Source organism: Pseudomonas sp. HMSC057H01, assembly GCF_001836405.1.
Lineage (GTDB): Bacteria > Pseudomonadota > Gammaproteobacteria > Pseudomonadales > Pseudomonadaceae > Pseudomonas > Pseudomonas aeruginosa.
The window spans coordinates 50727-72561 of sequence record NZ_KV828438.1 but is presented as its reverse complement, the minus strand read 5'-3'; the positions used below and the strand labels follow the sequence as shown (position 1 = coordinate 72561).

Here is a 21835-nt window from a genome sequence, read left to right as displayed (position 1 = left end):
GATAGGATAAAAATCCCCTAGCCCTCCGCCGAGTATTTCCTGCTGAGGCATAGCGATTGGCCTGCCATTGTGTGCCCCATCATCAAAGGGGGCCTCAATGACCAGGCAGTTGACCACTCTCACGCTGTGCCTGCTGCTCGTCAGCTGCACGACCCACAAGGCTGAGCCGGCCAGGCCCGCCTTCGACAGCAGCCGCAATCCAGACCTGCTCTCACCGGACCTGTACCCGAATGGCGTACAACCGGAGAAGGAGCCCGTCGTGCGCTACGGGCGCTACACCCTGGTCAGCACCCAGCCGGACGCTGGCCAGCGCGACCTGATGGCACAGATTATCGACGTGACCATCCCGTCGAGCATGAACCCGAGTGTCAAGGACGCCATGCAGTACGTGATGAGCCGCTCGGGTTACTCGCTGTGCCCGGCAGAGGCCGGTCATGTGAACATCCTCTACACCCGGCCGCTGCCGGCGGCTCAGTACAAGCTCGGCCCCATGACCCTGCGCAACACCCTCCAGGTCCTCTCCGGTCCAGCCTGGCAGGTTAAGGTCGACGAAGTGGCGCGGCAGGTCTGCTTCGTGCTTCGCCCGGGCTATCAACTTCCCCCGGCGCCGAGGCCGAAACCGGTCCAACAACTGTTTGCGAAGCCCGCTGCCCCAACTCCGGCGGCGGTAGCGCAATCCTCATCCACGGAAAAAGTCAGCACGCTGGAGTCGCCCGTCGTGGTCGCCTCGGTGCCGACACCGGCGCCGATCACAACCAGCCCCGCTCCGGCCAAGAAGCCTGAATCCACCACTGTGCTCCCCCCAGCAGCACCGGCCAAGGATGGCCACTCCTCTTCTCTTACCACGGCTTCGGCACCGATCAAGCCCTTGGCTTCCGCCGTGAAGTCCACGCCGCCCACTCCGGCCACCGTGGCTTCCGCCCCTCCGGTCAAGGTGCTCACGCCGGCGGAGCCGAGCCGACAGTTGGCACAGTCCTGGTCAGCCGAGACGGGATCAACCCTGCGCGACACCTTGGAAGCCTGGGCCAAGCACGCACGCTGGACCGTCCGCTGGGAGCCGCAGGATCTCAACTATCCGATCGAAGCTCCTCTGACCTTCCACGGCTCCTTCGAGGACGCGGTATCCGAACTGTTCCCGCTGTATGACGCTGCCGAACGGTCCTTCCTGGTGAACGCCAGCCGGCCGCAGTCCCTGATCATCATCAAGGAGCGCAAGAACTGATGCGTGCCCCCCTGAAGAACCTCTTGCCTTGCCTCCTGATCCCCGCGCTGGCCAGTTGCTCGGTCACGCGGGTGAACGAGTCGGCGGATCGTGTCGAAGCTACGGCAGATTCCGCGTCGACGATCGCAGCACAGATGCGCAACACCCGACCGGATCGCCGCGATACGGTGGTTTTCTCCGACAAACCCTGGGTCAGCACGAAGCCCCTGAGCGTTTCGCACACCTTGTCCAGTGACTGCATCGTGACGTGGCGCCCTGCAGATGCAGCGTCGCTGCAGGAGGCCGCCCAGGAAGTCATCAACCAATGCCACCTGGCGGTCAGTATCACGCCCGACGCGCTGAACCCGGCCGCTTTTGCCCTGCAACCTCAGCAGCGCGCGAGCAACGCCCCGCCACCCATCCAAGGCGGCCAGGACATGGCCACCATGCTGTTTCCTGCCTCCGTCGCCAACGGCATGTCCCTAGGTGCCGGCGGCAGCATGGGGTCGAGCTTCGGGTCCTACGGCCCGCGGTCGCTGTACAACATCAAATGGAACGGCAAGGTCAGCGGGTTCCTCGATCTCATCGCCGCCCGCGCCGGCGTGTCCTGGCGCTACAACCCAACCGAGAAGCGAGTCGAGTTCTACTACCTGGACACTCGGACCTTCCGCATCTACGCCTTCGACGACGTCAACACGGTGGACTCCACCGTGCGTTCCGGTATGACGACGGCCGCCGGCATCAGCGGGGATGGCTCCGGATCCACTGGACAGAATGGCAGCTCCGGCATCAGCGGCGACTCCGGCAGCAAGCAGACCACCAGCTCCGAGCTGAAGACCTCGATCCTCAGCGACATAGAGAACAGCATCAACTCGATGCTGACGCCGAGCATGGGACGCATGTCGCTGTCGCGTGCCACGGGCACCCTGACCGTCACCGACCGACCAGAGGTCCTCAACCGCGTCCAGCAGCTGGTCAACCGGGAGAACGAGAGCATCACCAAGCAGGTGCTGCTGAACGTCAACGTGCTCTCGGTCGCCCTGACCGACAAGGATCAACTGGGGATCGACTGGAACCTGGTCTACAAGTCGCTCAACAACAAGTGGGGCATCGGCCTGAAGAACACCATGCCGGGCATCGACCAAAGTGCGATCTCCGGCTCCGTGAGCATCCTGGATACCGCCAACAGCGCCTGGGCAGGATCCAAGGCCATGGTCCAGGCGCTGGCCCAGCAGGGCCGCGTCTCGACCGTCCGCTCCCCGTCCGTGACCACGCTCAACCTCCAGTCGGCGCCGATCCAGATCGGCCGCTACGACAGCTACCTGGCCTCCAGCCAGATCTCCAACGTCGCCCAGGTCGGCAGTACCACCTCGCTGATCCCGGGCGCCGTGACCAGCGGCTACAACATGAGCCTGCTGCCGTTCGTGATGGAAAGCGGCGAGATGCTGCTGAAGATCAACATCAACATGACCTCCCGGCCGACGTTCGAAATGCAGACCAGCGGAGACTCCAAAGCCCAGTTCCCGAGCTACGACATCCAGCTGTTCGACCAGAAGGTACGCCTGCGCAGCGGCGAGACCTTGGTGCTCTCCGGCTTCGACCAGACCACCGAGGATACCAACAAGGTCGGCACCGGCGACGCCGGATTCTTCGGCCTTGGCGGCGGGCTGACCCGCAATACCAAACGCGAGGTCATCGTGGTGCTGATCACCCCCGTCGTGCTGGGCTGAACCATGGAGAAGCCTGACATCGGTAGCCGTGGACCAGACGTCTCGATCCTGAGCTACCACGGCAACAAGTTCGTCAGCGGCCTGTTCTGGCGGCCGCTATCCAGCCAGCGGCAGTACATGAAGGAAGCGCGCAAGCTGGGCAAGGAAGAGCATCTGGACATCGTTGCCATCCGCCATTCGCCGACAGTGATCCAGGCCGGCTTCGTTTCGAAGTCGCAAGGCGCAGTCAAGGGCATGTACTCCCTGGCCTCGGCGCTTTCAGGCCAGTTCGAAGGCGACTTCCTGGCCTGCTGGAAGGTCGACGAGGACCGCTACGCACTGGTCGCCACGCTCGATGGCGCGATCGTCCCCGGCCAGGACCTGGTCACCACCTTCGACGAAGCCAGGGACCGGATCAGGAAGCTCTCTACGCGCGGCGTGCTTCGAAACGCACAGGTCTTCGTTCCCGAAGGGTTCGATTTCCCCGTCAAGGACTTCGACATCGAGGAACTGCTCGCGCCGAAGCGCCTGCGGCGCGACTACCGCCTCCGGCAACTCACCTTCGGCTTGTCCGCCAGGGAGTGGACGGCAGTGGCCCTGCTCGGTTGCTTGGTAGGCGGGTCGCTAACCGCCTACTACCTATGGAATGCCCACCAGCAAGAGCTCGCCAGACAAGCCGCGCTCCTCGAGGAGCAGAGGCGCCTCGCCGAGCTGGCCGAGAAGAACGCCCAGGCCAAGCAGCCGCTGGACCTGGCGTCATTGCAGAAGCCTTGGACGCTCATGCCTGACCTCGAGGACATGCTACGCGCCTGTAGCAAGGCAACGGGGGTACTGTCGCTGTCGATCCAGGGCTGGCTCTTCGAATCCAGCAAGTGCGACGGCAGGGTCCTGGTCGCCACCTACCACCGTACCGGCAACAGCACGGCAGCCGACCTGACAGCGGCCAGCCAGCACCTGTTCGCTGACCGCCCCGCCTTTGTCATCGACAACGGCAACACCGCGGCCCTGAAGGTTGACCTGAAAGTCGCCATCGGTAGCGATGAGCCGCTGCAGCCAGCCGACGACGCGCTGCAGGCGCTCACCAGCCATCTGTACCGTCAGGGTGTCGAGCCCAAGCTGTCGATCAGCCAGGAGACAACTCCGCCCCTTCCTGGCGCGGAAGCGGCGACGGAGCAGCAAGTGGTGTTGCCCTCCTGGAAGAAATTCACCTTCAGCGCCCAGACCAGGCTCCCGGCAGACCTGACCTTCCAGGGGCTGCCCGCCGCCGGGGTCCGCATCACCAACCTCGAAACCACGCTCAAGGACAGCCAGTTGGACTGGACTGTCACAGGAGAAATCTATGCGAACTGAGCCGATCGGCATGGCCGTGGCCGTGCTCTTCCTCCTCGCGTCCGGCCAGGCCTGCGCCGGCACCGTTGGCGAACTGGCGGAGATCCAGGCCCAGGCCATCCTCACCGAGGCCAAGGTGCGTCTGGCCACGGCGCAGCGGCAACTGGAGGGCAAAGGCGAAACCGGCCAGGTCGTCAGCGCCCAGGGGCAGACGTTCGCCATGCCGGTGCCGGCGGCGGCGCCGACGATCACGCAGCCGGTTCCGCCGGTGGTGCGGACCATCTACGGCGCCGGCGGCAAGATGACTGCCACATTCTTGTTCCCGGGCGGGTACGAGGTGGACGCCGCCAGCGGCGCGGAGCTGCCGGGCAACTACCGCGTCGAGTCGATCTCCCTGGACCAGGTCGTACTCACCGACAAGGACGGCAACCGCGTACCCGTGGGCTTCTCCAGCGTTGCCCCGACCCAAGCCGCCTCCTCGGCCCAAGGCGCCTCCGTTCCGCCGGCGCTGCCCGGGGCGGTACCGCAGCCGTTCATCCAGTAGGTACCGCCATGACGAACCTTCAAATTGCCGCGCTTGTACAGCCCTCCATGGTGACCCAACTGCTCACCGCCGACGGTGGCGAGTGGGAGGTCTCGAAGTACCTGCAGGAGATCATGGCCCTGGCCGCCGACGGCACGCTCTATCTATCGGAGAGCCACCAGAACGACATTCACGTTCTGTCGTTCATCGACCGTCTCGATCGCCGTGGCTTCCGATACCAGCTCAACCTCACCGACCTGCAGACCATTCACCAGCTCTACCGCGCCGTCGCCATGGACGGCCTGGTAGATAGCGATGGCCAGCGCGCCACCCAGATGCAGGAGCGCGTGGTCAAGATCATTCGTAAGGCCACTGAGCTGCGCGCCAGTGACGTGCATTTCGTCGTGAGTCCCGCCGGCACCGGCAGCAAGATCCGTTTCCGTGTCGACGGCCTGCTGAAGACCGTCGAGCAGTACCGCAGCCAGGAACTGCACGAACTTTGCGCAACCATCTACCAGTCCATGTGCGACGTGGCCGAGCCGCTTTTCAAGCCGCAACTGGACCAGGACGCGCGGATGAGCCAGGCCTTCGTCGAGAAGCTGAACCTGTTCGGCGCCCGGATCGCGACCCGCCCGCGCGCCGGTGGGTTCCTGATGATCCTGCGGCTGCTCTACGACGATACCGGCCTCGACAGCCTGGAGCAGCTCGGCTACCTGCCCGAGCAGAACGCGCTGTTCGATCGCATGATGCGCATGCCTTACGGCATCAACATCCTGTCCGGCCCCACCGGGTCAGGGAAGTCGATGACCTTGAAGGTCACCCTGGAAGGCCTCGACAAGCTCCATGGCGGATCCAAGCATATCCTGACCATCGAGGACCCACCGGAATACCACATTCGCGGCGAAGGCATCAACCAGACCCCACTGGTCTATGACGCCACTGACCCAGACGCAGAACGCCAGGCCTGGGCCGCAGGCATCGCCAACGGCATGCGCCTGGATCCGGACTACATGATGATCGGCGAAGTGCGCGACCTCTTCGCCGCTGTCGCCGCCTTCCGTGGCGCGATGACCGGGCACGGCCTGTGGTCGACCCTGCACACCAACAGCGCGATCGGCATTGTCCAGCGCCTCAAGGACCTGGGCGTCGACTCCGGCTTGCTGTTCGATCCGGCCCTGCTGACCGGCCTGATCAACCAGAGCCTGCTGCCCAAGCTCTGCCCCCACTGCAAAGTGCGCTTCCAAGACCACCAAGACCAGCTCGCGCCCGATCTGGTCGAACGGGTCCAGCGCTTGACCGATGTTTCCCAGGTGTACGTCAAGGGGCCTGGCTGCCAGGCCTGCCGTGGCTCCGGGGTCAACGGCCGCTCGATCGTCGCCGAGGTGGTGCTGCCCACCCTGGCCTTCATGCGTGTGTTCGCCAAAGGCGGCCCAGCCGAGGCACGCAACTACTGGGTCAAGACCATGCAGGGCATCACCAAGCACGCCCACGCCATCCGCCGCATCAACGAGGGCATGTTCGACCCGCAGATGGTCGAGGATTTCATTGGGCCACTCGACTTCGATGAGCATCTGCTCGACGACAGCTTCTACTCGCAGGAGGCGTGCTGATGGGGGGCTTCTGGGAGCAGTTGCAGTTCGCCTTCTACAGCAAGCAGTTCGGCCGCAAGGAACGCCTGCAGTTCTACGAAAGCATGTCCACCCTGCTCGAAAACGGGGTCCCGTTGAAGGACGCTGTGGCAGAGGTGCATAAGATCTTCGCTCATGAGGGACAGCATCCGTTTCATCCGGTGGCCATCGCCAGTCGCGAAGCGCTGATGGGGCTGTCCAACGGCAAGCGTCTGGCCACCGCCATGGCGCTCTACCTGCCCGCCCAGGAACGAGCGCTGATCGAAGCCGGCGAGATGAGCGGCAACCTGGTTCAGGCCATGGGCGATGCCGTCTCCCTGGTCGAGGCCCAGGCCAGGATCCGCGCCACCATCTGGCAGGCGCTGCTCTACCCCTCGGCGCTGTCCGCCATGATGGTGTTCCTGCTGTGCATCGTGGCCTATCGCATGGTCCCCAGCCTGGCCAGGCTTTCCGACCCAGTCACCTGGACCGGCCCACTCGCCACGCTCAACGCCATTGCCAGCTTCGTCACAGGACCTGGTATCTACGTTCTGGTCGCCGTCATCACCCTCACGGTGGTGGTCATCGTCACCTTGCCGACCTACCGCTGGAAAGGCCGGGTCTGGCTGGACCGGACGCTGCCGCCCTGGTCCATCTACCGCATGCTCCAGGGCACCACCTTCCTGCTGAACATGGCGGTCATGCTCAACGCCGGCATACGCCCTTACGACAGCCTGGCCAGCATGATCAAGATCTCCCCGCCCTGGCTGAAGCAGCGCTTGGAAGCTGCCCGCTACGGCGTGGGCCTGGGCCAGAATCTGGGAGTCGCCCTTCGCAGCGCCGGTCACGATTTCCCCGACCGACAGGCCATCCAATACCTGTGCATCCTCGCCAACCGGGGAGGCTTCTCCGAAGCGCTGGTCAAGTTCAGCCGCCGCTGGCAGGAGACCAGCCTCAAGCAGATCGAGCTGGCCGCCGGGCTGGTGAAGAACTTCGCCCTGATCTTCATCGGCGCGCTGATGATCCTGGTCCTGCTCGGCGCCTACCAGGCACAGCAGCTCATCCAATCCATGAACCACTGAAACCTCACCAAGGAGCGCTCCATGAGCACTACGCAACGCACTTCCCGTCCGACGCAGGGCGGTTTCGTTTCCATCGAGATGATCATCGTGCTGATCATCATCGCCATCGGGGTCGGCCTGGGCCTGGCCGCAGCGGCTGGAATGTTCAGTTCGTCCAACGCCAACGAGGAACAGCGCAACATCAGCGTCATTGCGGCCAACGCACGCGCCCTGAAGACCTCTTCGGGCTACGGCTCCAGCGGTACCAACCTGATCCCGAGCCTGATCGCAATCAACGGCGTGCCGAAGAACATGAGTGTCTCCTCCGGCGTCGTCTACAACGTCTACGGCGGATCGGTCACTGTCTCGTCCACCGGCATGGGCTTCTCGATCACCACCAGCAAGTTGCCCCAGGACGCCTGTATCACGCTGGCCACCAAGATCGCGAAGAACACATTCGAACAGACCAAGATCAACAGCGGATCCGCGATCACTGGTGAAGTGACCACCGCAGCGGCGACCCAGGCCTGCAGCAGCGACAGCAACAGCATTACCTGGACCTACAGTTCGTGAGTGTGAACCCGATCATCCAGGCTCAGTTCGTCGACCTTTACCTCGGTGAAGGCTTCGCCGACGTGAAGGGCCTGGCCGGCGCCGGCGCGCGCCGAGTCGAGGTGCCTCGCGAGTGGGAGTCGCACGCCCAGGAACTGCTCCAGCTCTGCAGGCAAACGCTGGAGGAGCTGCAGGATCCTGAGTTCGCCATCGTCGTCGACGGCGTTCTGCTTCGCGTCACCCTCCTCGAGGACGCGTTCAGTGGCAGCGTATTCGTGCTGCGCCGGTCGACCGCCCAATTGCGGGAGTTCCAAGAGATCGGCTATCCGAGCGAAGTGGTTTCCGCGCTGATGGATCCGCAGCTGCAGGGCCTGGTCCTGTTCTGCGGCGAGATGGCGACAGGCAAGACCAGCTCCGCCGCCTCTCTGCTCCTGGCCCGCCTGCAGGAGCTGGGCGGGGTGGGCTGCGCCGTCGAGGACCCGCAGGAAACCAACCTCAGCGGTCAACATGGGCTCGGCCGCTGCATCCAGGTCAGAACCTCACGGCGCTCAGGCGGATACAGCGAGGCTCTGCTGCGCACGCTGCGGGCCGGCGCCGACCTGGTGCTGATTGGCGAGATCCGCGACGAGGACACCGCCTACCAGGCCTGCAAGGCCTCTCTGACCGGCAGCCTGGTGATCGCCACCATTCACGCGAAAAGCTGTCATCAGGCGATCGAGCGCCTGGTGACGCTCGCCCAGCCACTGGCGAGAAACGCCTACGACGTGGTTGCCGAAGGCATCCAAGCGGTGATCTGCCAAGCGCTGGAGAGCGATGGTTCTTCGCGCCGCCTGACCGCCGAGCCACTGCTGTTCACCGGCGACGACGGCCCGTCCATGCGCGACAAGATCCGCCGAAAGGAGGCTCATCTCCTGCAGGACGACCAAGCTCGCCAGTCCCGGCAAAGCCTGTGGAGATAACACCATGAGGAATAAGCGCAGCAGTGGATTCATCTCGATCGAACTGATGATCGCCCTGGTCGTGATCGCCATCGCGACCGCCGGCGGCATATCGGTCCTGATGAGCTACCTGGACGGCCTGGACGAGCAGCACGCGGCCCAGCAGCAACAGCAGGTGGCCAAGGCAGCGGAGAAGTACCTGAAGGACAACTTCAGCACGGTTCTGGCCAGCGCCGGCGCCACGGCCCCGGCGGTGATCACCGTCCCGATGTTGCGCAACACCCGTTACCTGCCCGCAGGCTTCCGCGACACCAACATCTACGGCCAGCAATACCAGGTACTGGCCCGCAAGCCGGCGGCCAACCAGCTCGAAACGCTGATCGTGACCACGGGTGGACAGGTAGCTTCCGAACTCTCGATCCGCCGGATCGCGCAGCTCATGGGAGCCACCGGGGGCTACATCTCGAAAACCAACACCAGTATCGCCCAGGGCGCCGCCTGGCAGGTGGCCTTGAGCAATTTCGGTAGCGCTCCCGGCGCTGGACACCTGGCGACGGCGCTGTTCTTCCAGGACGGCGCCATTGCCAACGAGTACCTCTACCGCAATGCCGTCCCGGGTCATCCCGAACTCAACCGGATGAATACCACGCTGGACATGGGAGGCAACAATATCGCCGCGGCCGGGGCGATCACGGCCAGCGGCAACATCACCACCAGCGCGGACATCAGCGCGCGCAACGTGACAGCCACTGGCACGGTGAAAGCCGGCACTGCTGACGTCGCCGGCGAGACGTACACCGGAGGCTGGTTCAGGACCCGTGGTGACACGGGCTGGTACAACGAGAAGTGGGGCGGCGGCTGGTACATGAGCGACAGCACCTGGGTGCGCTCCTGGATGAACAAGAACGTCTACACCGGCGGCGAGATGAAGGCGGGCAAACTCACCGCCGAGGGCCGGACGGAAGTCGGCGAATACCTGCAGCTCAAAGGCGTGGCCACCGAAGGGGCCGACTGCTCGCCGAACGGGCTCGCCGGCATTACCAGCACCGGACTCTGGTTGTCCTGCCAGAACGGAAAGTGGGGGCGAACCGCCGCCTCCATGCGCATGAATACCACTGCGGGCGTGATCAAGGACTGGTGTACGTTGCACGGCCAGGACAGCGGCATGATGTACTACGACTATGTCCGCTACGCGATCACCTGCGGCGGCCGATTCTGCGCGGTGGGCTTCAACCAGACCTTTGGCACCAACTACTCGTTCGGCCTGATCACCGAGATCGGCCCGGGCTTCAACTATCCGGAGCCCTACAAGACCCCCGACTCGACCAACGTCACCGTTACCTGCGTGAACTAGCAGGTCGCCACGACTCAAGGACTGCCGTATGCCGCTGATGTGGATCGTCCTGGTGCTCGCGCTGATCACCGGGACCTGGCTGAGTGTACAAAGCAACCACGCGACCTCGAGCGCCGAGCTGGCCGAGGTCGACACCCTGGCCAGGAGCTTGCTGCTCTACCGCTCCAGGCTGGCGGAGTACGCACACGCCAACCCCGGTTTCAGCGGTTCGCCGGCGGACTCCGCTCTTGGTCTACCGGCCTGGTTCCGCAAGCCAGTGCGGCTTCAGGGCTACATCGCCGCCGGCACCAGCTACGCCTTCATCGCCTCGCCGCCGGCAGGGCTGGCGGCGGCCGTGGATACCGGTACGGAATCCGACCTGGTTGGCGTCAGGCGCAACGGCCAGTTAGTCACGCGCCGCCTCGGAGCCACTGCCATTGCGCTCCCTGCGCCCATCCCCGAGGGCGCGGTGGTCGCGGTCAAATGACCTCCACAGGCCAGTAGACCCCGGCGCAGCTTGATAAACCGGCCTTCTGAACACATAATGCCATCAACTTTGATTTCACCCCGCTGGCTACTGACGGTCATCAGTAGCGCCCTGGTGATGCAGGTTCGCCTCATTACCAAACCGTAAGCACGCTACAACACCGGGTGGGGCGTGCGGATCTGGTTGAGGATTCTCCCTGTGTCTCCCTGTTCTTTTGCTTGCCATGCAGCCGTCAACTCGTGTCGAGCGAGTTTAAAGGCACATAGGGTTCTCAAGAGGTTCGGTGTTTCCTCGATTTAAGGGTCGTACTGGTGTTACGGCCCCTCCTTTTCCCCTCTCCATGGGTAGCCTGATGCTCCTGCTCCAGGACCATCAGGCTACCCATCGGGATCCTTCTCCCTGCCGGTGGCCCGCCGGTGATACGCAGGGCTCCCTTTGTACGCGGATGCGTGCCTACTGTTTGCTGGCCAAGCCACGATAATGGCCGGGTGATGGGATCGAGACGATCAATGCCCAGGGATCGACGATTCAACCACAGGTGGCTCACTTGACTCCCCTTCCAGACACGGCTGGGGAAACCTTTGACAGGGTTTCTACCAGCCGCGCTCTTCCGCCCTCGCTCTCCGCCCGCTGCATCCTGCATCCGCTCCCCCCTCCTGCTTGACCTTGACACTTTCGCCCCCCGCTTCGATGATGAGCGCGTGATCTGCTGACGTTGTCAGCGACATGCCCCATGCAGCTCGGATCCGAAGTGCTGCAGCACAGCCCACCGTGTTGATCCAACCCAAGACCGTATAGCTTCTGGTAGCACGGTCGGTCGGCCTCGGTCGATAGAAGCTCCCTTCCGCAACCCAGCGGGGAATCCACTTCCCCGCCAGGGCCAGTGTTTTCTCCGCACCCTCAACCTGCAGGAGAAACACCATGTCCAAGCAATCCACCAGCTTCGAAATCGGCTTTGCCCTCGGCAGTGTTGTGCGTGAGTTCCGCAGAGCGCTCAGTCGCCCTCCGGTCGTAGTGCAAGCACAAGCACCGGTTGCGTCGAGCGTCCAGCGTATCGAGCCCGCCATGCTTGCTGGCCCGACCGCCAAAGAGCTGGAACACATCAGCGACGTCCCGGCGATCGTCCGGTTGAAGAAAGTCAACCTCAATGACTGGTATCTGGCCAACACGCGCGAAGTGCAAAAGCCCAAGCGCGCGCGCAAATCCAAACCGGCCAAGGCGACACCCAAGGCCAAAACACCGGTCAGGAAGGAGCTCAAGCTGAGCTCCCTCGATCAACTGATCGCACCGGTTGATCCGCTGACCTGCTGATCCACACCTCCCACCAACCCTGCCGGGAAACCATCCCGCAGGGTGGTTTTCCGGTATTCATCGAGGAAAACCATGGGGTCCGCAAAACTTTCCGCAATCGCAGAAGATCTACGCAAGATTGGAACCACGGCGGTAGCCGCTGGTTTGATCGGCATTTTTCTCGGCGAGCATCGCATCCTGACTGCCCTTGCGCTGTCGGTAGGTGTGGTAATCTGGTCTACAGGTATCTACCTGACTCAGGAGGAATCTTGAGATGAGCCAAACGACTTTCGGCGTGATCATGCTGACCGCCTTGCTTGTAGTGTGCTTGTCGATGGCGGCCTGGGCCGATTGGCCCAACCTCAAGCGCAAGCTTACGAAGTTGAACCATCGGCACCGCCCGCACTGACCTCAAGCCCCTCCGTGTGAGGGGCTTTTTCATTCGCGGGGGCTTGACAACTGCAACAGGCCTTTTCATTCTTTGCACCGTGAGCTGCTGACGTTGTCGGCAACCCTCCCCCAGTAGTCATGATCTGAAAGACTACGACACGGATTTCCGTGTAGATCGAACCCAAGATCGCACCAGCTTCCGGTAGCGCGATCAATCAGCCCACAGGTTGATGGAAGCCCTCTCCCTCTGCTTTACCTCCCAATACCGACCCATGCGGGGAATACTTTTCCCTGACGGGCAAGGTGTTTCTCCGCTTTCGCTTACGAAACTGGAGAACCATCATGAGCAACAACACCCAAGCCCAAGAAGCCAAATATTTCGACCTGCACACCACCGGTATCGGCTACCTCAATCGCATCCGCGAGGTACCGATCCGCCGAGGTGAACCGTTCCTCGCCGTAACCGTCGCAGCCCTCCATGGCGCGGCAGACAGCGTGGAATACACCTACATCGACTGCAAAGTGGTCGGCGCCCAGGCTGAAAAGCTTGTCCGCCGTTGCAAGGAAGCAGTCGAGGCCAAGAAGAAGGTTCTGATTTCCTTCCGTATCGGCGATATCTGGGCGGATCCCTTCATCCACCAGAAAGGCGAGAAACAAGGCAAGCCCGACGCAAGTCTCAAAGGCCGGCTGCTCTTCATCTCCTGGATCAAAGTAGATGGCACCACCGTCTACGATGCGAAGGAAGAAGCTGAAAAAGCCCAGCAAGGCCAAGGCGAACCGCAAGGTGAACCCGCAGCCCCTGCTGAACAAGCCGCTGCTTGAGCACGGCTTGATTGAATACCGGCCCTCATCCCGAGGGCCTTTCACTACCTACGCTATGCGCCACTCTTCATCGCATACCCATCCGGGGGGCACCATCTCCCCCAGGGCGTGGTGTTCTCCATTATCTGGAGATCATCTTGAGCAATATCCAAATCGTAGATCTGCCCGCCCTGCCGGAAGTAGAGGAAGTTTGCCTCTCTGACATCGAGGACGAGTTGCTGCTCAGCAGGCATTTCTGCAACTTCGCCTGGCTGTTCCTAGCCAGCAACAATGCCCAGGTATCTGCCCTGGCCTAACCGCCAAACATTTCCCATTTAGGGGACCTCAGTCCCCTTGGGACTGGTGTTTCCTACCGAAAGGAGAATCACCATGCAATACGGAAAGCGGGCACTCGCCCATCTTCATCTCGAACTGCCGCTGCAGGTTCTTATGTCCAACGCCGGCTTCTATATCGGCACCCTTGATGAAGAAGGACCAGCCTCGCGCGAGTCGGTTGAATATTACCCCTCACGCGAACTTGCCCAACAGGCATTAGACAACGGCACTTGGACGCAACGGGAATATTAAGCTTTACCCTTTTGCCCATGTGCATCTTCTAATTCAACCCAGACGGGGTCATCACCCCTGTTGGGTGGTGACCTCTCCGACTTGATTAAGAATTGGAAATCACCATGGACACATATCCAGAAAGGCTCCCAGCTCTACTCAACATCGGAGTGCATGCTGCACAAAGCAGGTTCGAGTACATCCTGTGCAAAGGCTTGGTTGATGAGTTTGGCGATGCAGGACTCAGTATCGAGCTCTATGTAATTCAAGATGCAATCGAAGCCTTGGCGCAGGCCGACTGCGAGCACGGTTGCGACTCGAGCACCTCATTGATACTTCAATACTATGGCTTGGTAGAGCGATACCAGAAGGCTCGGCGTAAAGAAGAACACCTATCGCGTTAACTGCAACAACTCGACATCACCAGGGCGCTTCGGCGCCCCTTACTTCCTCTGGAGGTCCATAGCCTCCAAGGGCATGGGCTTCCCGGCAACCGGAGATATCCCATGACTCAACTCAATCCGTTTATTCCCGGCTATGAGAGTTTCCGCATAGAGCGAAACTTGCAGATTACGGATGAAGGCGACAATCTGCCGTGCTACCGTACCCTGCATGAAACTCAGCGACACCTCCCAGACGAATACTTTAAGTGCGAGCCGTGCTACTTCAATGACGATTTCGCCGTGGTAGCGCAAGAACTAGACAATGAAATAGTCGAAAAGTGCCCTCACCAAGGAATAGTGAGAAACGTACTTTACAGCATCTACGGTGAGCAGGACGGCAGAAAAAAGCTTATCGGAGATCAATATTCACTGACCCAAGCCGAGAGTGTCGTTCGATACCTTTCGTTCGGCGGCGGTTACAACCGCTGCTGGGAGATCAGAAAAACACATCTGCCCATCACTACATGGAATAGCCTCTACGAAAAGTTCTCGACCAAGATGCCAGTCCGCTTGCCGTCGGTGTTGGTCTCGCTCTTCTGGTGTAACGAGCACGGCGCCGTGGGCTTTCGCTTGCACAACACCCCTTGGACGGATGAGTGCCTGGAGATCCTGGAGATGACCTCAGCAACTCTTCGAGAGCAGCAGCTTGCCTTCGGCCTCGACGAACACCTGGTCGATCTGCTTCACCTCGCGGGACAAGCAGACATTCGGTTCCTGGTACTCGATCCATTCGCGCCCACGCTCAAGGGCCTGCCGCTTTATGACGATTGAGCAATCCGGCCGGCGGGACATCCCGCCAGCCCCCGAATTCGAATTGGCTCGCTGTCGTTGACAGCGCCTCCCAAGGAGCCAGGGTTTAAGGCTCCGGCGCGCAAGCGCTAACCCACCCAAGACCGCCACAGCACTCGGCAGCGCGGTCGCATCACGCAAGTGATGGAGTGCATCCTACCCACCCACGCGGGGACCTCATCCCCGCGGGAGAGGCCTGCGTATTCGGAGACCTCTCATGACCTCTCTCAACAACCACTCCAGCGCAGGCCACACTGCTGCGTACCTCAAACTCCCGATCGTTCTCACCAACGCGGCCTGGCTGCGCCTGGTCTATCTCGCCAACCCTGCCAGGGTCGACGAGATGGGCACCCGGCTGGCCAGTGTCGTTCAAACCGCCTGGCAGGAGCTTTCGCTCCAGCCGACCGCGAAGCACATCCGATTCCACCTGTACCACAAGGAGGAAGAGGGGCAGGACCGCGCACTCGCGCTGCTGGCCCTCTCGATAGTCGAGCCGTCCGATGAGCCTTCCTACCTGCGCATCGAGCTGCAGGAAGAAAGCCTCCCGGGCAACCCGGATACCGAGTAGTTCTCCCCTCACCACGATCCCGCTTCGGCGGGATCATCCTTTTCGCAGGTCACGCCATGATCAACATACCCGGCCAGTTGGCCATTCGAACCATCAACGGTCGCAATGGCGAGTTCAACGTGGGAAAGCTCTCGACCTCGATCGGGGAGTTCGTCATCAAGGACGCTCTCCTGGACCAGCACATCGAAGGCAAGTACCGCGGTGATTTCGCCATCACCGAGATCCGTCCCTCCTACTACACCACCGGCGGCCGGCTGGTCGTCGAGATCCGCGCGAAGCTCGACAGCATGACGCTGGACGACGTGGACAACCTCAGCGACGAGGAGGCAGAGCGTCTCTCTGGCAATGAGGTGGATCCGCTCGACGAAGTGCCCGCGATCCAGCAACCCACTGCCGCACCGGCGGCACCGCCGAAGTCGCCCCAGAAACCGAAGCCTCTGCGCCCCGCTGCAACCGGGGACGACACGCCTTTCGGTATGGACCCTCCGGCTCCTGCAAACCAGGCCGCCACTCTGGACACAGACGCAGATGCAGAACTGTTCGGGACGGTCTGGCCGCTAGGCGAAATCGTCAAGCTGGACACCACGGTCGACCGCAAGCGACTACGCCAACAGTGTGTGCGACTCGGCGAGCTGGGCTATGAGCTCGACTTCAAACAACAAGTGTGGACCCGCAAAGCGTGCCCTCTCCATGTTGGAGCCAACGCCGGGGTCAATCAGTCGCTAGACGATGACTACGAGCGCCGCACGGCAGCCCGGAGTGCTACTACAACCTGTTCCACCCACCAGGCTATCAGCGCAATGGCTGTAAGCGCTGCTGCTATTGGCGTTGCTCTGTCAACCAGCTGACTCCTCCAGCGCCTTGAGCGCGCAACACGCTAAAGCAACACCCTACCCACCCCTGCCGGGTTCTCCCGTCAGGGAGACCTGGCCAACCACAGGAGCACACCTATGGGATGGCTTTTCTCACATCAGACGAAGGAAGACCTGCTGCGTAAGCTGCTGGCCCCAACCAGTACCTTCGCAGGCAGCACCGAGGTGCTGGCACACGCAGTCTCCGGCAATGAACTTTGGACTGTCGTAAAACGAACCTTCCACCTTGCCGGATTCTATTTCGGCAAGCCGGCCGGTCACTCGATCACCATGATCGAGCTGCACTTGCTGGACTGCTCGGCCGGGCAATGGGGCTACAAGACCATTCCGGAGAAAGCAGGCCCGTTCTACTACGGCTGTCCGCTGGAGTTCCTGGACCTGGCTCACGATGAGACCAACCAGGAGTGGCGAGACCGTCTGACGCAAGAACACCAAGCCTGACCGCACCAACCACTTCCCTTGAGGGGCTCCCTCAAGGGCGCTCCTCGTCTACCACCAGGAACACACCATGAACCCACTGTTCACCAACCTCACCCAGGAAACCCTCGCCTACCTCGAGGACCAACTGTCCAACAACGACGTCGCCGGCGACGACGAGCTCATCGACCTGTTCATCGAGGAGCTGTCGCTGACCTTGGAGCAGGCGGAAGCGGCTGTCGCGCTACGCGATCAGTACCTCTGCCAGGTCTTCCTGATCGGCCAAGGGCCGCTGCACCAAGCCGATGGGCTCTGCTTCGACCCTCACACCAAGAGCGTTCGGTAACCACCACGCTCCCCTGCACCAGTTGGACTACACCCCGAGGGGCTTCACCGCCCCTCGAGGGCGGTGTGGCTCCTCCTTCCAGGAGGTTCCTATGCCCAGTCCCACCCCGCTCTACCAGATCGAAGAGTGCCCAGACCTGTACGTCGACGCCTGCGTGTGCGACGAGCAGCGCAACCTGGTCTTTCTTTCGGCCTGGGGCCGCGACACCGTGACACAAGAGTTCCTGGCCAGGCTGACGCTGGGCCGGGAAGAAAATGGCATCGACCATTTCCACATCATCGTGGACGGCCGCCGCTTACCTGTCTTCCCAAACCAGGATCTCCTGGAGAAACGCACCACCCGCCAGTTCCGCGGCACGTTGTTCGGCAGCCTGCTCAATCTTTGGCTGTTCGATCGGCGCGCCTCGGCGCCCGACCGAGGCAATCACCTCGCCTTCGCACTCCTGCAGCGCGATGAGGATCCACACCAGAGGCTCTGGCCGCTGGTGATGGAAACCTGTCCGCTCCCCCTCCTGCAGCACTGGCGCGAGCCGGTGATGGAGGTCCTCACCCAGCACCAGATGTTGACGGCCCTACCCGGGACGATCGGCAACGTCTGCGCCTGGCGACTCGCCCTGCGGGTCGACGTGCTCGAGCCCACTCTCGGTGAGCTGATCCGCGAAAGCATTCTTACCACCGATGCTCAGGCGCAAGCCTGAGCCATCCCTCTCAGACTCAAGGAGGCCCCATGGCCCTCATGTTCCCGCGCTTGGCGCGCAACTTTGCACGCAACGGCTACTTCCCTACCGATGAGGTCACCCTCGAACGCGCTCTGCAGGCCCTCGCTCCCGCCCCGTCGGGCAGGATGAGGATCTGTGATCCCTGCGCCGGTGAGGGGGTTGCCCTGGCTGAGGCAGCACACATCCTCGGCCGCGACAAGGTCCAAGCCCTCGCTGTCGAGTACGACCGCGAGCGCGCCGACCATGCTCGAGGCTTGCTTGACCGAGTGCTGCACAGTGACCTTTTCGACACCATGATCAGCAGGCAGTCGTTCGGACTGCTCTGGCTCAACCCGCCTTATGGCGACCTGGTGGCGGACCACTCCGGTGCGTCGCAGTACCAGGGCAGCGGCCGCAGGCGTCTGGAGAAAGCGTTCTACCAGCGCTGCCTGCCGTTGCTGCAGTACGGCGGCGTCATGGTCCTGATTGTTCCTCACTACGTCTTGGACGATGAGCTGACCGGCTGGTTGAGCAACCACTTCACCGGCCTGCGCATATACGCAGCCGCGGATCCTACCTTCAAACAGGTGGTGATCTTCGGCATCCGGGTCCGTCGACAGGACCTGGCCCGGGCGGACGCCAATCAGGTGAGGTCTCGCCTGCAGGCGATCGGCGCGGGCCAGGAAAAGGCCGAGGAAATTCCAGCGGCTTGGCCGTGGGAACCCTATGTGGTTCTGCCGGCCACCAGCGAGCTGGAGCACTTCTATCGAGTAACCCTGGAGCCGGAGCAGTTCGCCGGCGAGATCCAGCGGCTGCGAGGTCTCTGGCCTGACTTCAACCTGCACTTCGCGCAAGCGGGGCTGCAGCCCCGCCCTCCAGTCCGCGAGCTGTCTCGCTGGCACCTGGCTCTGGCCTTGGCCGCCGGCGCGATTTCCGGCGTCGTGCGCTCGAAGTCGGGCCGCATCCTGGTCGTGAAGGGTGACACCTACAAGGACAAGGTCCGCAAGACCGAATTCACCGAAGACGAAGACGGCAACATCACCGAGGTGAGGATACTCACAGACCGTTTCATCCCGATCATCCGGGCATGGGAAATGACACCCTCCTCGGTCAATCAGGGCCGCGTGCTGACCATCAGCTCGTCGGCTGCGACCACGGAAGAGGCTGAAGAGCCCCAACCTGAGCCGGCCCCCGAACCGCTGCTGTTCAGCCCTGGCCAAGTCGTAATGACCGCTGCCGTGAGCCACCTGGTGGAAACCGGTCAACTCAACCCAGCGCCTTTGCTGAACCGCCATCTGGCGGGAGATTGGGGGACGCTGGACCAGGAAGACTGGAACACCAACCAGAGAGCCCTGAAGTTCGGCGATAGGCTGCTGTCGTCCTACGACATCGACGCCGGCGGCGAATCCAGGCTCTGGATCATCACTGAGGCCAATCGCAGTTCGACCACCCTGTTGCTCCCTAGCGACTACTGACCTCGCCCCCACGGCGATTCCTTCCACTCCCCCCTGCAGGGTATGCCGATACCCGAAAGGGACGTGCATGCCCTGCTTTCTTCCTTCATCCGCAGGAGATGCACATGAACGCTCAGACCCAACCGGCCGCCCTGGCCGCCTTCCCCCTGAACATCAACCTGACCGACTTCATCGACGAGTTCGGCGACGAGCTCCTGGAGTCGCTCAATCGCTCCAACCCCCCGGTCTATACCGGCTCCGACAACATTCACCGCCAGTTGGTGATGGACCGACTCAAGCGCAAGCCCTTCGCGGCCCAGGCCGAGGTCGTCCAGGCCATCACCGCCCTGCTGCTGGACCGTCACGAGCAGGCCGGGATCATCAACGCCGAGATGGGCACCGGGAAAACCATGATGGCCATCGCTGTCGCAGCGGTCATGCACGCGGCCGGCTATCGCCGGACCCTGGTTGTCTCTCCGCCGCACCTGGTCTACAAGTGGCGCCGCGAGATTCTGGAGACCATCCCAGCCGCCCGCGTCTGGGTACTCAATGGCCCAGATACTCTGCTCAAGCTGCTCAAGCTACGAGATCAGATGGGCGACGCCTACGACGGACGCCAGGAGTTCTTCATCCTCGGCCGCGTGCGGATGCGGATGGGTTTCCATTGGCGGCTCGCCTGCTGGAAGAAGCGCGCCGCCGGCGGCCAACTGCTCGCTGCGTGCCCGGATTGCGGCCAGGTCCTCGAGGACCTGGAAGGCAACCTGGTCACGGTGGAGGAGTTCGAGCGTGGTGACCGTCGACGTACCTGTTCCTCCTGTCGTGGGGCGCTCTGGACGCTGATCCGGCCAGGCAAGCCTGACGGCGGCAACCGGCGCGCAACGATCCTCAAGTCGATGTGTCGGATTCCAACCATCGGCCCGGTCAGGGCGGAGCGCCTGCTGAACGACTTCGGCGAGGACTTCCTGGCCACGATGTTGGTGGACAACGTCTCGGAGTTCATCAACCTGATGGACGCCAAGGGCAACTTCGTCTTCAGCGATCGGCAGGCCAAACGCATGGAGCGATCGATGGCGAACATCGAGTTCGGCTTCGGCGAGGGCGGCTACCAACCGACCGAGTTCATCAAGCGCTACCTACCTGATGGCTACTTCGACCTGCTGGTGGTGGATGAGGGGCATGAGTACAAGAACAGCGGTTCGGCCCAGGGCCAGGCCATGGGCGTTCTCGCAGCCAAGGCACGGAAAACGGTGCTGCTGACCGGAACGCTCATGGGCGGCTACGCCGACGACCTGTTCTACCTCCTGTTCCGCATCCTCACCCAGCGCATGATCGAGGACGGCTATCGGCCCAACGCGCGCGGCAGCATGGCTCCCGCAGCCATGTCGTTCATGCGCGACCACGGTGTGCTCAAGGATATCTACACCGAACGCGATGGTGACTCGCACAAGACCGCGCGGGGCAAGAAGCTCTCAGTACGCACGGTGAAGGCTCCCGGCTTCGGCCCGAAGGGCATCCACCGCTTCGTATTGCCGTTCACCGTGTTCCTGAAGCTCAAGGATATCGGTGGCAACGTACTGCCCGACTACCAAGAGGAGTTCGTCGACGTGCCCATGGCGCCTGAGCAGGCCTCGGCCTATCAGCGCCTGGCTGCCACGCTGACAGCGGAGCTCCGCCAGGCTCTGGCGCGACGAGATACCACGCTCCTAGGCGTGGTCCTCAACGTGCTTCTGGCTTGGCCGGACTGCTGTTTCCGACCGGAGATCGTCAAGCATCCGCGAACCCGGGACACCCTGGCCTTCGTGCCAGCGATCTTCGGCGACGAGCAGCTGATGCCCAAGGAGCAGGCGCTGGTGGATCTCTGCCTCGAGGAAAAAGCGAAGGGCCGCAAGGTCCTGGCCTACACGGTCTATAGCGGGACGCGCGACACTACGTCCCGGCTGAAGAAAGTGCTCGAGCAATCCGGGCTGAAGGTGGCAGTGCTACGTGCCTCGGTCGATACCTCTCGGCGCGAGGACTGGATCCTCGACCAGGTCGACCGTGGCATCGATGTGCTGATCACCAACCCGGAGCTGGTGAAGACCGGGTTGGACCTGCTCGACTTCCCGACCATCGCGTTTCTGCAGACGGGGTACAACGTGTATACCTTGCAGCAGGCCGCGCGGCGGTCATGGAGGATCGGGCAGAAGCACCCGGTGCGGGTGGTGTTCTTCGGCTACGCCGGCAGCTCGCAGATCACCTGCTTGCAGTTGATGGCGAAGAAGATCGCTGTGGCTCAAAGCACGTCGGGAGACGTTCCCGAGTCAGGTCTCGACTCGTTGAACCAGGATGGGGATTCGGTGGAGATGGCGTTGGCACGACAACTTATTGCAGCATGAACTCACAGGCCACCTTCGGGTGGCCTTTGTTTTATTTTTTGCTGTAAGTTCTGAAGTCAGCTAGTGGTGATTAGCGCCGATCAAGC

The 21835-nt window shown here is 62.3% G+C and carries 23 protein-coding genes and 1 pseudogene; all 24 read left to right on the top strand.

The window, feature by feature from the left end; genetic code table 11:
• Window positions 1-97 precede the first annotated feature (97 nt).
• The 24 genes and pseudogenes from HMPREF2581_RS11340 to HMPREF2581_RS11225 all read left to right on the top strand — a co-directional run bounded on the left by HMPREF2581_RS11340 (window position 98) and on the right by HMPREF2581_RS11225 (window position 21749).
• Window positions 98-1222 (top strand): PFGI-1 class ICE element type IV pilus protein PilL2, encoded by a 1125-nt coding sequence (locus tag HMPREF2581_RS11340; protein WP_003099755.1) that lies wholly within the window; start codon window positions 98-100, stop codon window positions 1220-1222.
• The gene (locus tag HMPREF2581_RS11335; protein WP_003099757.1) at window positions 1222-2931 is read left to right on the top strand and encodes a PilN family type IVB pilus formation outer membrane protein; all 1710 of its coding nucleotides are present in this window, start codon (window positions 1222-1224) and stop codon (window positions 2929-2931) included. The genes HMPREF2581_RS11340 and HMPREF2581_RS11335 overlap by 1 nt, the downstream gene beginning before the upstream one ends.
• A 117-nt stretch (window positions 2932-3048) precedes the next feature.
• Window positions 3049-4260, top strand: a complete 1212-nt coding sequence (pilO2, locus tag HMPREF2581_RS11330) for a type 4b pilus protein PilO2 (RefSeq protein WP_015060167.1) — start codon at window positions 3049-3051, stop codon at window positions 4258-4260.
• A complete protein-coding gene (gene pilP / locus HMPREF2581_RS11325; protein WP_003099760.1) occupies window positions 4250-4783 on the top strand; it encodes a type IV pilus biogenesis protein PilP in 534 nt (177 codons plus the stop codon). Before pilO2 ends, pilP begins: the two co-directional genes overlap by 11 nt.
• Before the next feature lie 8 nt (window positions 4784-4791).
• Entirely contained in the window at window positions 4792-6372 is a 1581-nt protein-coding gene (locus HMPREF2581_RS11320; protein WP_070867324.1) for a GspE/PulE family protein, read from the top strand.
• On the top strand, window positions 6372-7451 hold the full coding sequence (locus HMPREF2581_RS11315) for a type II secretion system F family protein (RefSeq protein WP_003109360.1): 1080 nt from the start codon (window positions 6372-6374) through the stop codon (window positions 7449-7451). Before HMPREF2581_RS11320 ends, HMPREF2581_RS11315 begins: the two co-directional genes overlap by 1 nt.
• 21 nt (window positions 7452-7472) lie before the next feature.
• Window positions 7473-8003, top strand: a complete 531-nt coding sequence (locus HMPREF2581_RS11310) for a type 4 pilus major pilin (RefSeq protein WP_003099765.1) — start codon at window positions 7473-7475, stop codon at window positions 8001-8003.
• Window positions 8000-8941, top strand: a complete 942-nt coding sequence (locus tag HMPREF2581_RS11305) for an ATPase, T2SS/T4P/T4SS family (RefSeq protein ID WP_003109361.1) — start codon at window positions 8000-8002, stop codon at window positions 8939-8941. The genes HMPREF2581_RS11310 and HMPREF2581_RS11305 overlap by 4 nt, the downstream gene beginning before the upstream one ends.
• Before the next feature lie 4 nt (window positions 8942-8945).
• Entirely contained in the window at window positions 8946-10274 is a 1329-nt protein-coding gene (gene pilV, locus HMPREF2581_RS11300) for a shufflon system plasmid conjugative transfer pilus tip adhesin PilV (protein ID WP_003109362.1), read from the top strand.
• Window positions 10275-10302: 28 nt separating this feature from the next.
• Complete coding sequence (gene pilM, locus HMPREF2581_RS11295; protein ID WP_003109363.1) at window positions 10303-10740, top strand: type IV pilus biogenesis protein PilM; 438 nt, start codon at window positions 10303-10305, stop codon at window positions 10738-10740.
• A 921-nt stretch (window positions 10741-11661) separates the two neighbouring features.
• Window positions 11662-12051: a hypothetical protein gene (locus HMPREF2581_RS11285; RefSeq protein ID WP_003109365.1), complete on the top strand. Its 390-nt coding sequence runs from the start codon at window positions 11662-11664 to the stop codon at window positions 12049-12051.
• Between the two features lie 72 nt (window positions 12052-12123).
• Window positions 12124-12303 carry a hypothetical protein gene (locus HMPREF2581_RS11280; protein ID WP_004347955.1) on the top strand — a complete coding sequence of 60 codons (180 nt, stop codon included), beginning with the start codon at window positions 12124-12126 and terminating at the stop codon, window positions 12301-12303.
• A 1-nt stretch (window position 12304) separates the two neighbouring features.
• Entirely contained in the window at window positions 12305-12439 is a 135-nt protein-coding gene (locus HMPREF2581_RS33525) for a hypothetical protein (RefSeq protein WP_003109366.1), read from the top strand.
• A gap of 323 nt (window positions 12440-12762) precedes the next feature.
• Window positions 12763-13242, top strand: coding sequence for an STY4534 family ICE replication protein (locus tag HMPREF2581_RS11275; RefSeq protein WP_003109367.1), 480 nt, complete (start codon window positions 12763-12765; stop codon window positions 13240-13242).
• 137 nt (window positions 13243-13379) lie between these two features.
• Window positions 13380-13538, top strand: a complete 159-nt coding sequence (locus HMPREF2581_RS33170) for a hypothetical protein (RefSeq protein WP_003109368.1) — start codon at window positions 13380-13382, stop codon at window positions 13536-13538.
• Between the two features lie 73 nt (window positions 13539-13611).
• Window positions 13612-13809, top strand: a complete 198-nt coding sequence (locus HMPREF2581_RS11270; RefSeq protein WP_003109369.1) for a hypothetical protein — start codon at window positions 13612-13614, stop codon at window positions 13807-13809.
• Window positions 13810-14294: 485 nt separating this feature from the next.
• Window positions 14295-15002 (top strand): DUF5983 family protein, encoded by a 708-nt coding sequence (locus HMPREF2581_RS11260; protein ID WP_003456317.1) that lies wholly within the window; start codon window positions 14295-14297, stop codon window positions 15000-15002.
• A 235-nt stretch (window positions 15003-15237) separates the two neighbouring features.
• Window positions 15238-15588 carry a hypothetical protein gene (locus HMPREF2581_RS11255; protein WP_003109371.1) on the top strand — a complete coding sequence of 117 codons (351 nt, stop codon included), beginning with the start codon at window positions 15238-15240 and terminating at the stop codon, window positions 15586-15588.
• Between the two features lie 56 nt (window positions 15589-15644).
• Window positions 15645-16256 (top strand): annotated as a pseudogene (locus HMPREF2581_RS11250) (DUF3275 family protein); the annotation flags it as partial.
• 282 nt (window positions 16257-16538) lie between these two features.
• Window positions 16539-16901 carry a hypothetical protein gene (locus HMPREF2581_RS11245; protein ID WP_003159706.1) on the top strand — a complete coding sequence of 121 codons (363 nt, stop codon included), beginning with the start codon at window positions 16539-16541 and terminating at the stop codon, window positions 16899-16901.
• 67 nt (window positions 16902-16968) lie between these two features.
• Window positions 16969-17223 carry a hypothetical protein gene (locus HMPREF2581_RS11240; protein WP_003125295.1) on the top strand — a complete coding sequence of 85 codons (255 nt, stop codon included), beginning with the start codon at window positions 16969-16971 and terminating at the stop codon, window positions 17221-17223.
• 91 nt (window positions 17224-17314) lie between these two features.
• A complete protein-coding gene (locus HMPREF2581_RS11235; RefSeq protein WP_003125296.1) occupies window positions 17315-17920 on the top strand; it encodes a hypothetical protein in 606 nt (201 codons plus the stop codon).
• A 29-nt stretch (window positions 17921-17949) separates the two neighbouring features.
• Window positions 17950-19395: a DUF6094 domain-containing protein gene (locus tag HMPREF2581_RS11230; protein WP_003125297.1), complete on the top strand. Its 1446-nt coding sequence runs from the start codon at window positions 17950-17952 to the stop codon at window positions 19393-19395.
• A gap of 104 nt (window positions 19396-19499) precedes the next feature.
• Window positions 19500-21749, top strand: a complete 2250-nt coding sequence (locus HMPREF2581_RS11225) for a DEAD/DEAH box helicase (protein WP_003159705.1) — start codon at window positions 19500-19502, stop codon at window positions 21747-21749.
• Window positions 21750-21835 lie beyond the last annotated feature (86 nt).

What these genes read in the sequence shown, in the direction of transcription:
- HMPREF2581_RS11340 (WP_003099755.1), top strand. Translation starts at nt 98, where the DNA reads ATGACCAGGCAGTTGACCACTCTCACGCTGTGCCTGCTGCTCGTCAGC.
- HMPREF2581_RS11335 (WP_003099757.1), top strand. Translation starts at nt 1,222, where the DNA reads ATGCGTGCCCCCCTGAAGAACCTCTTGCCTTGCCTCCTGATCCCCGCG.
- pilO2 (WP_015060167.1), top strand. Translation starts at nt 3,049, where the DNA reads ATGAAGGAAGCGCGCAAGCTGGGCAAGGAAGAGCATCTGGACATCGTT.
- pilP (WP_003099760.1), top strand. Translation starts at nt 4,250, where the DNA reads ATGCGAACTGAGCCGATCGGCATGGCCGTGGCCGTGCTCTTCCTCCTC.
- HMPREF2581_RS11320 (WP_070867324.1), top strand. Translation starts at nt 4,792, where the DNA reads ATGACGAACCTTCAAATTGCCGCGCTTGTACAGCCCTCCATGGTGACC.
- HMPREF2581_RS11315 (WP_003109360.1), top strand. Translation starts at nt 6,372, where the DNA reads ATGGGGGGCTTCTGGGAGCAGTTGCAGTTCGCCTTCTACAGCAAGCAG.
- HMPREF2581_RS11310 (WP_003099765.1), top strand. Translation starts at nt 7,473, where the DNA reads ATGAGCACTACGCAACGCACTTCCCGTCCGACGCAGGGCGGTTTCGTT.
- pilV (WP_003109362.1), top strand. Translation starts at nt 8,946, where the DNA reads ATGAGGAATAAGCGCAGCAGTGGATTCATCTCGATCGAACTGATGATC.
- pilM (WP_003109363.1), top strand. Translation starts at nt 10,303, where the DNA reads ATGCCGCTGATGTGGATCGTCCTGGTGCTCGCGCTGATCACCGGGACC.
- HMPREF2581_RS11285 (WP_003109365.1), top strand. Translation starts at nt 11,662, where the DNA reads ATGTCCAAGCAATCCACCAGCTTCGAAATCGGCTTTGCCCTCGGCAGT.
- HMPREF2581_RS11280 (WP_004347955.1), top strand. Translation starts at nt 12,124, where the DNA reads ATGGGGTCCGCAAAACTTTCCGCAATCGCAGAAGATCTACGCAAGATT.
- HMPREF2581_RS33525 (WP_003109366.1), top strand. Translation starts at nt 12,305, where the DNA reads ATGAGCCAAACGACTTTCGGCGTGATCATGCTGACCGCCTTGCTTGTA.
- HMPREF2581_RS11275 (WP_003109367.1), top strand. Translation starts at nt 12,763, where the DNA reads ATGAGCAACAACACCCAAGCCCAAGAAGCCAAATATTTCGACCTGCAC.
- HMPREF2581_RS11270 (WP_003109369.1), top strand. Translation starts at nt 13,612, where the DNA reads ATGCAATACGGAAAGCGGGCACTCGCCCATCTTCATCTCGAACTGCCG.
- HMPREF2581_RS11260 (WP_003456317.1), top strand. Translation starts at nt 14,295, where the DNA reads ATGACTCAACTCAATCCGTTTATTCCCGGCTATGAGAGTTTCCGCATA.
- HMPREF2581_RS11255 (WP_003109371.1), top strand. Translation starts at nt 15,238, where the DNA reads ATGACCTCTCTCAACAACCACTCCAGCGCAGGCCACACTGCTGCGTAC.
- HMPREF2581_RS11245 (WP_003159706.1), top strand. Translation starts at nt 16,539, where the DNA reads ATGGGATGGCTTTTCTCACATCAGACGAAGGAAGACCTGCTGCGTAAG.
- HMPREF2581_RS11240 (WP_003125295.1), top strand. Translation starts at nt 16,969, where the DNA reads ATGAACCCACTGTTCACCAACCTCACCCAGGAAACCCTCGCCTACCTC.
- HMPREF2581_RS11235 (WP_003125296.1), top strand. Translation starts at nt 17,315, where the DNA reads ATGCCCAGTCCCACCCCGCTCTACCAGATCGAAGAGTGCCCAGACCTG.
- HMPREF2581_RS11230 (WP_003125297.1), top strand. Translation starts at nt 17,950, where the DNA reads ATGGCCCTCATGTTCCCGCGCTTGGCGCGCAACTTTGCACGCAACGGC.
- HMPREF2581_RS11225 (WP_003159705.1), top strand. Translation starts at nt 19,500, where the DNA reads ATGAACGCTCAGACCCAACCGGCCGCCCTGGCCGCCTTCCCCCTGAAC.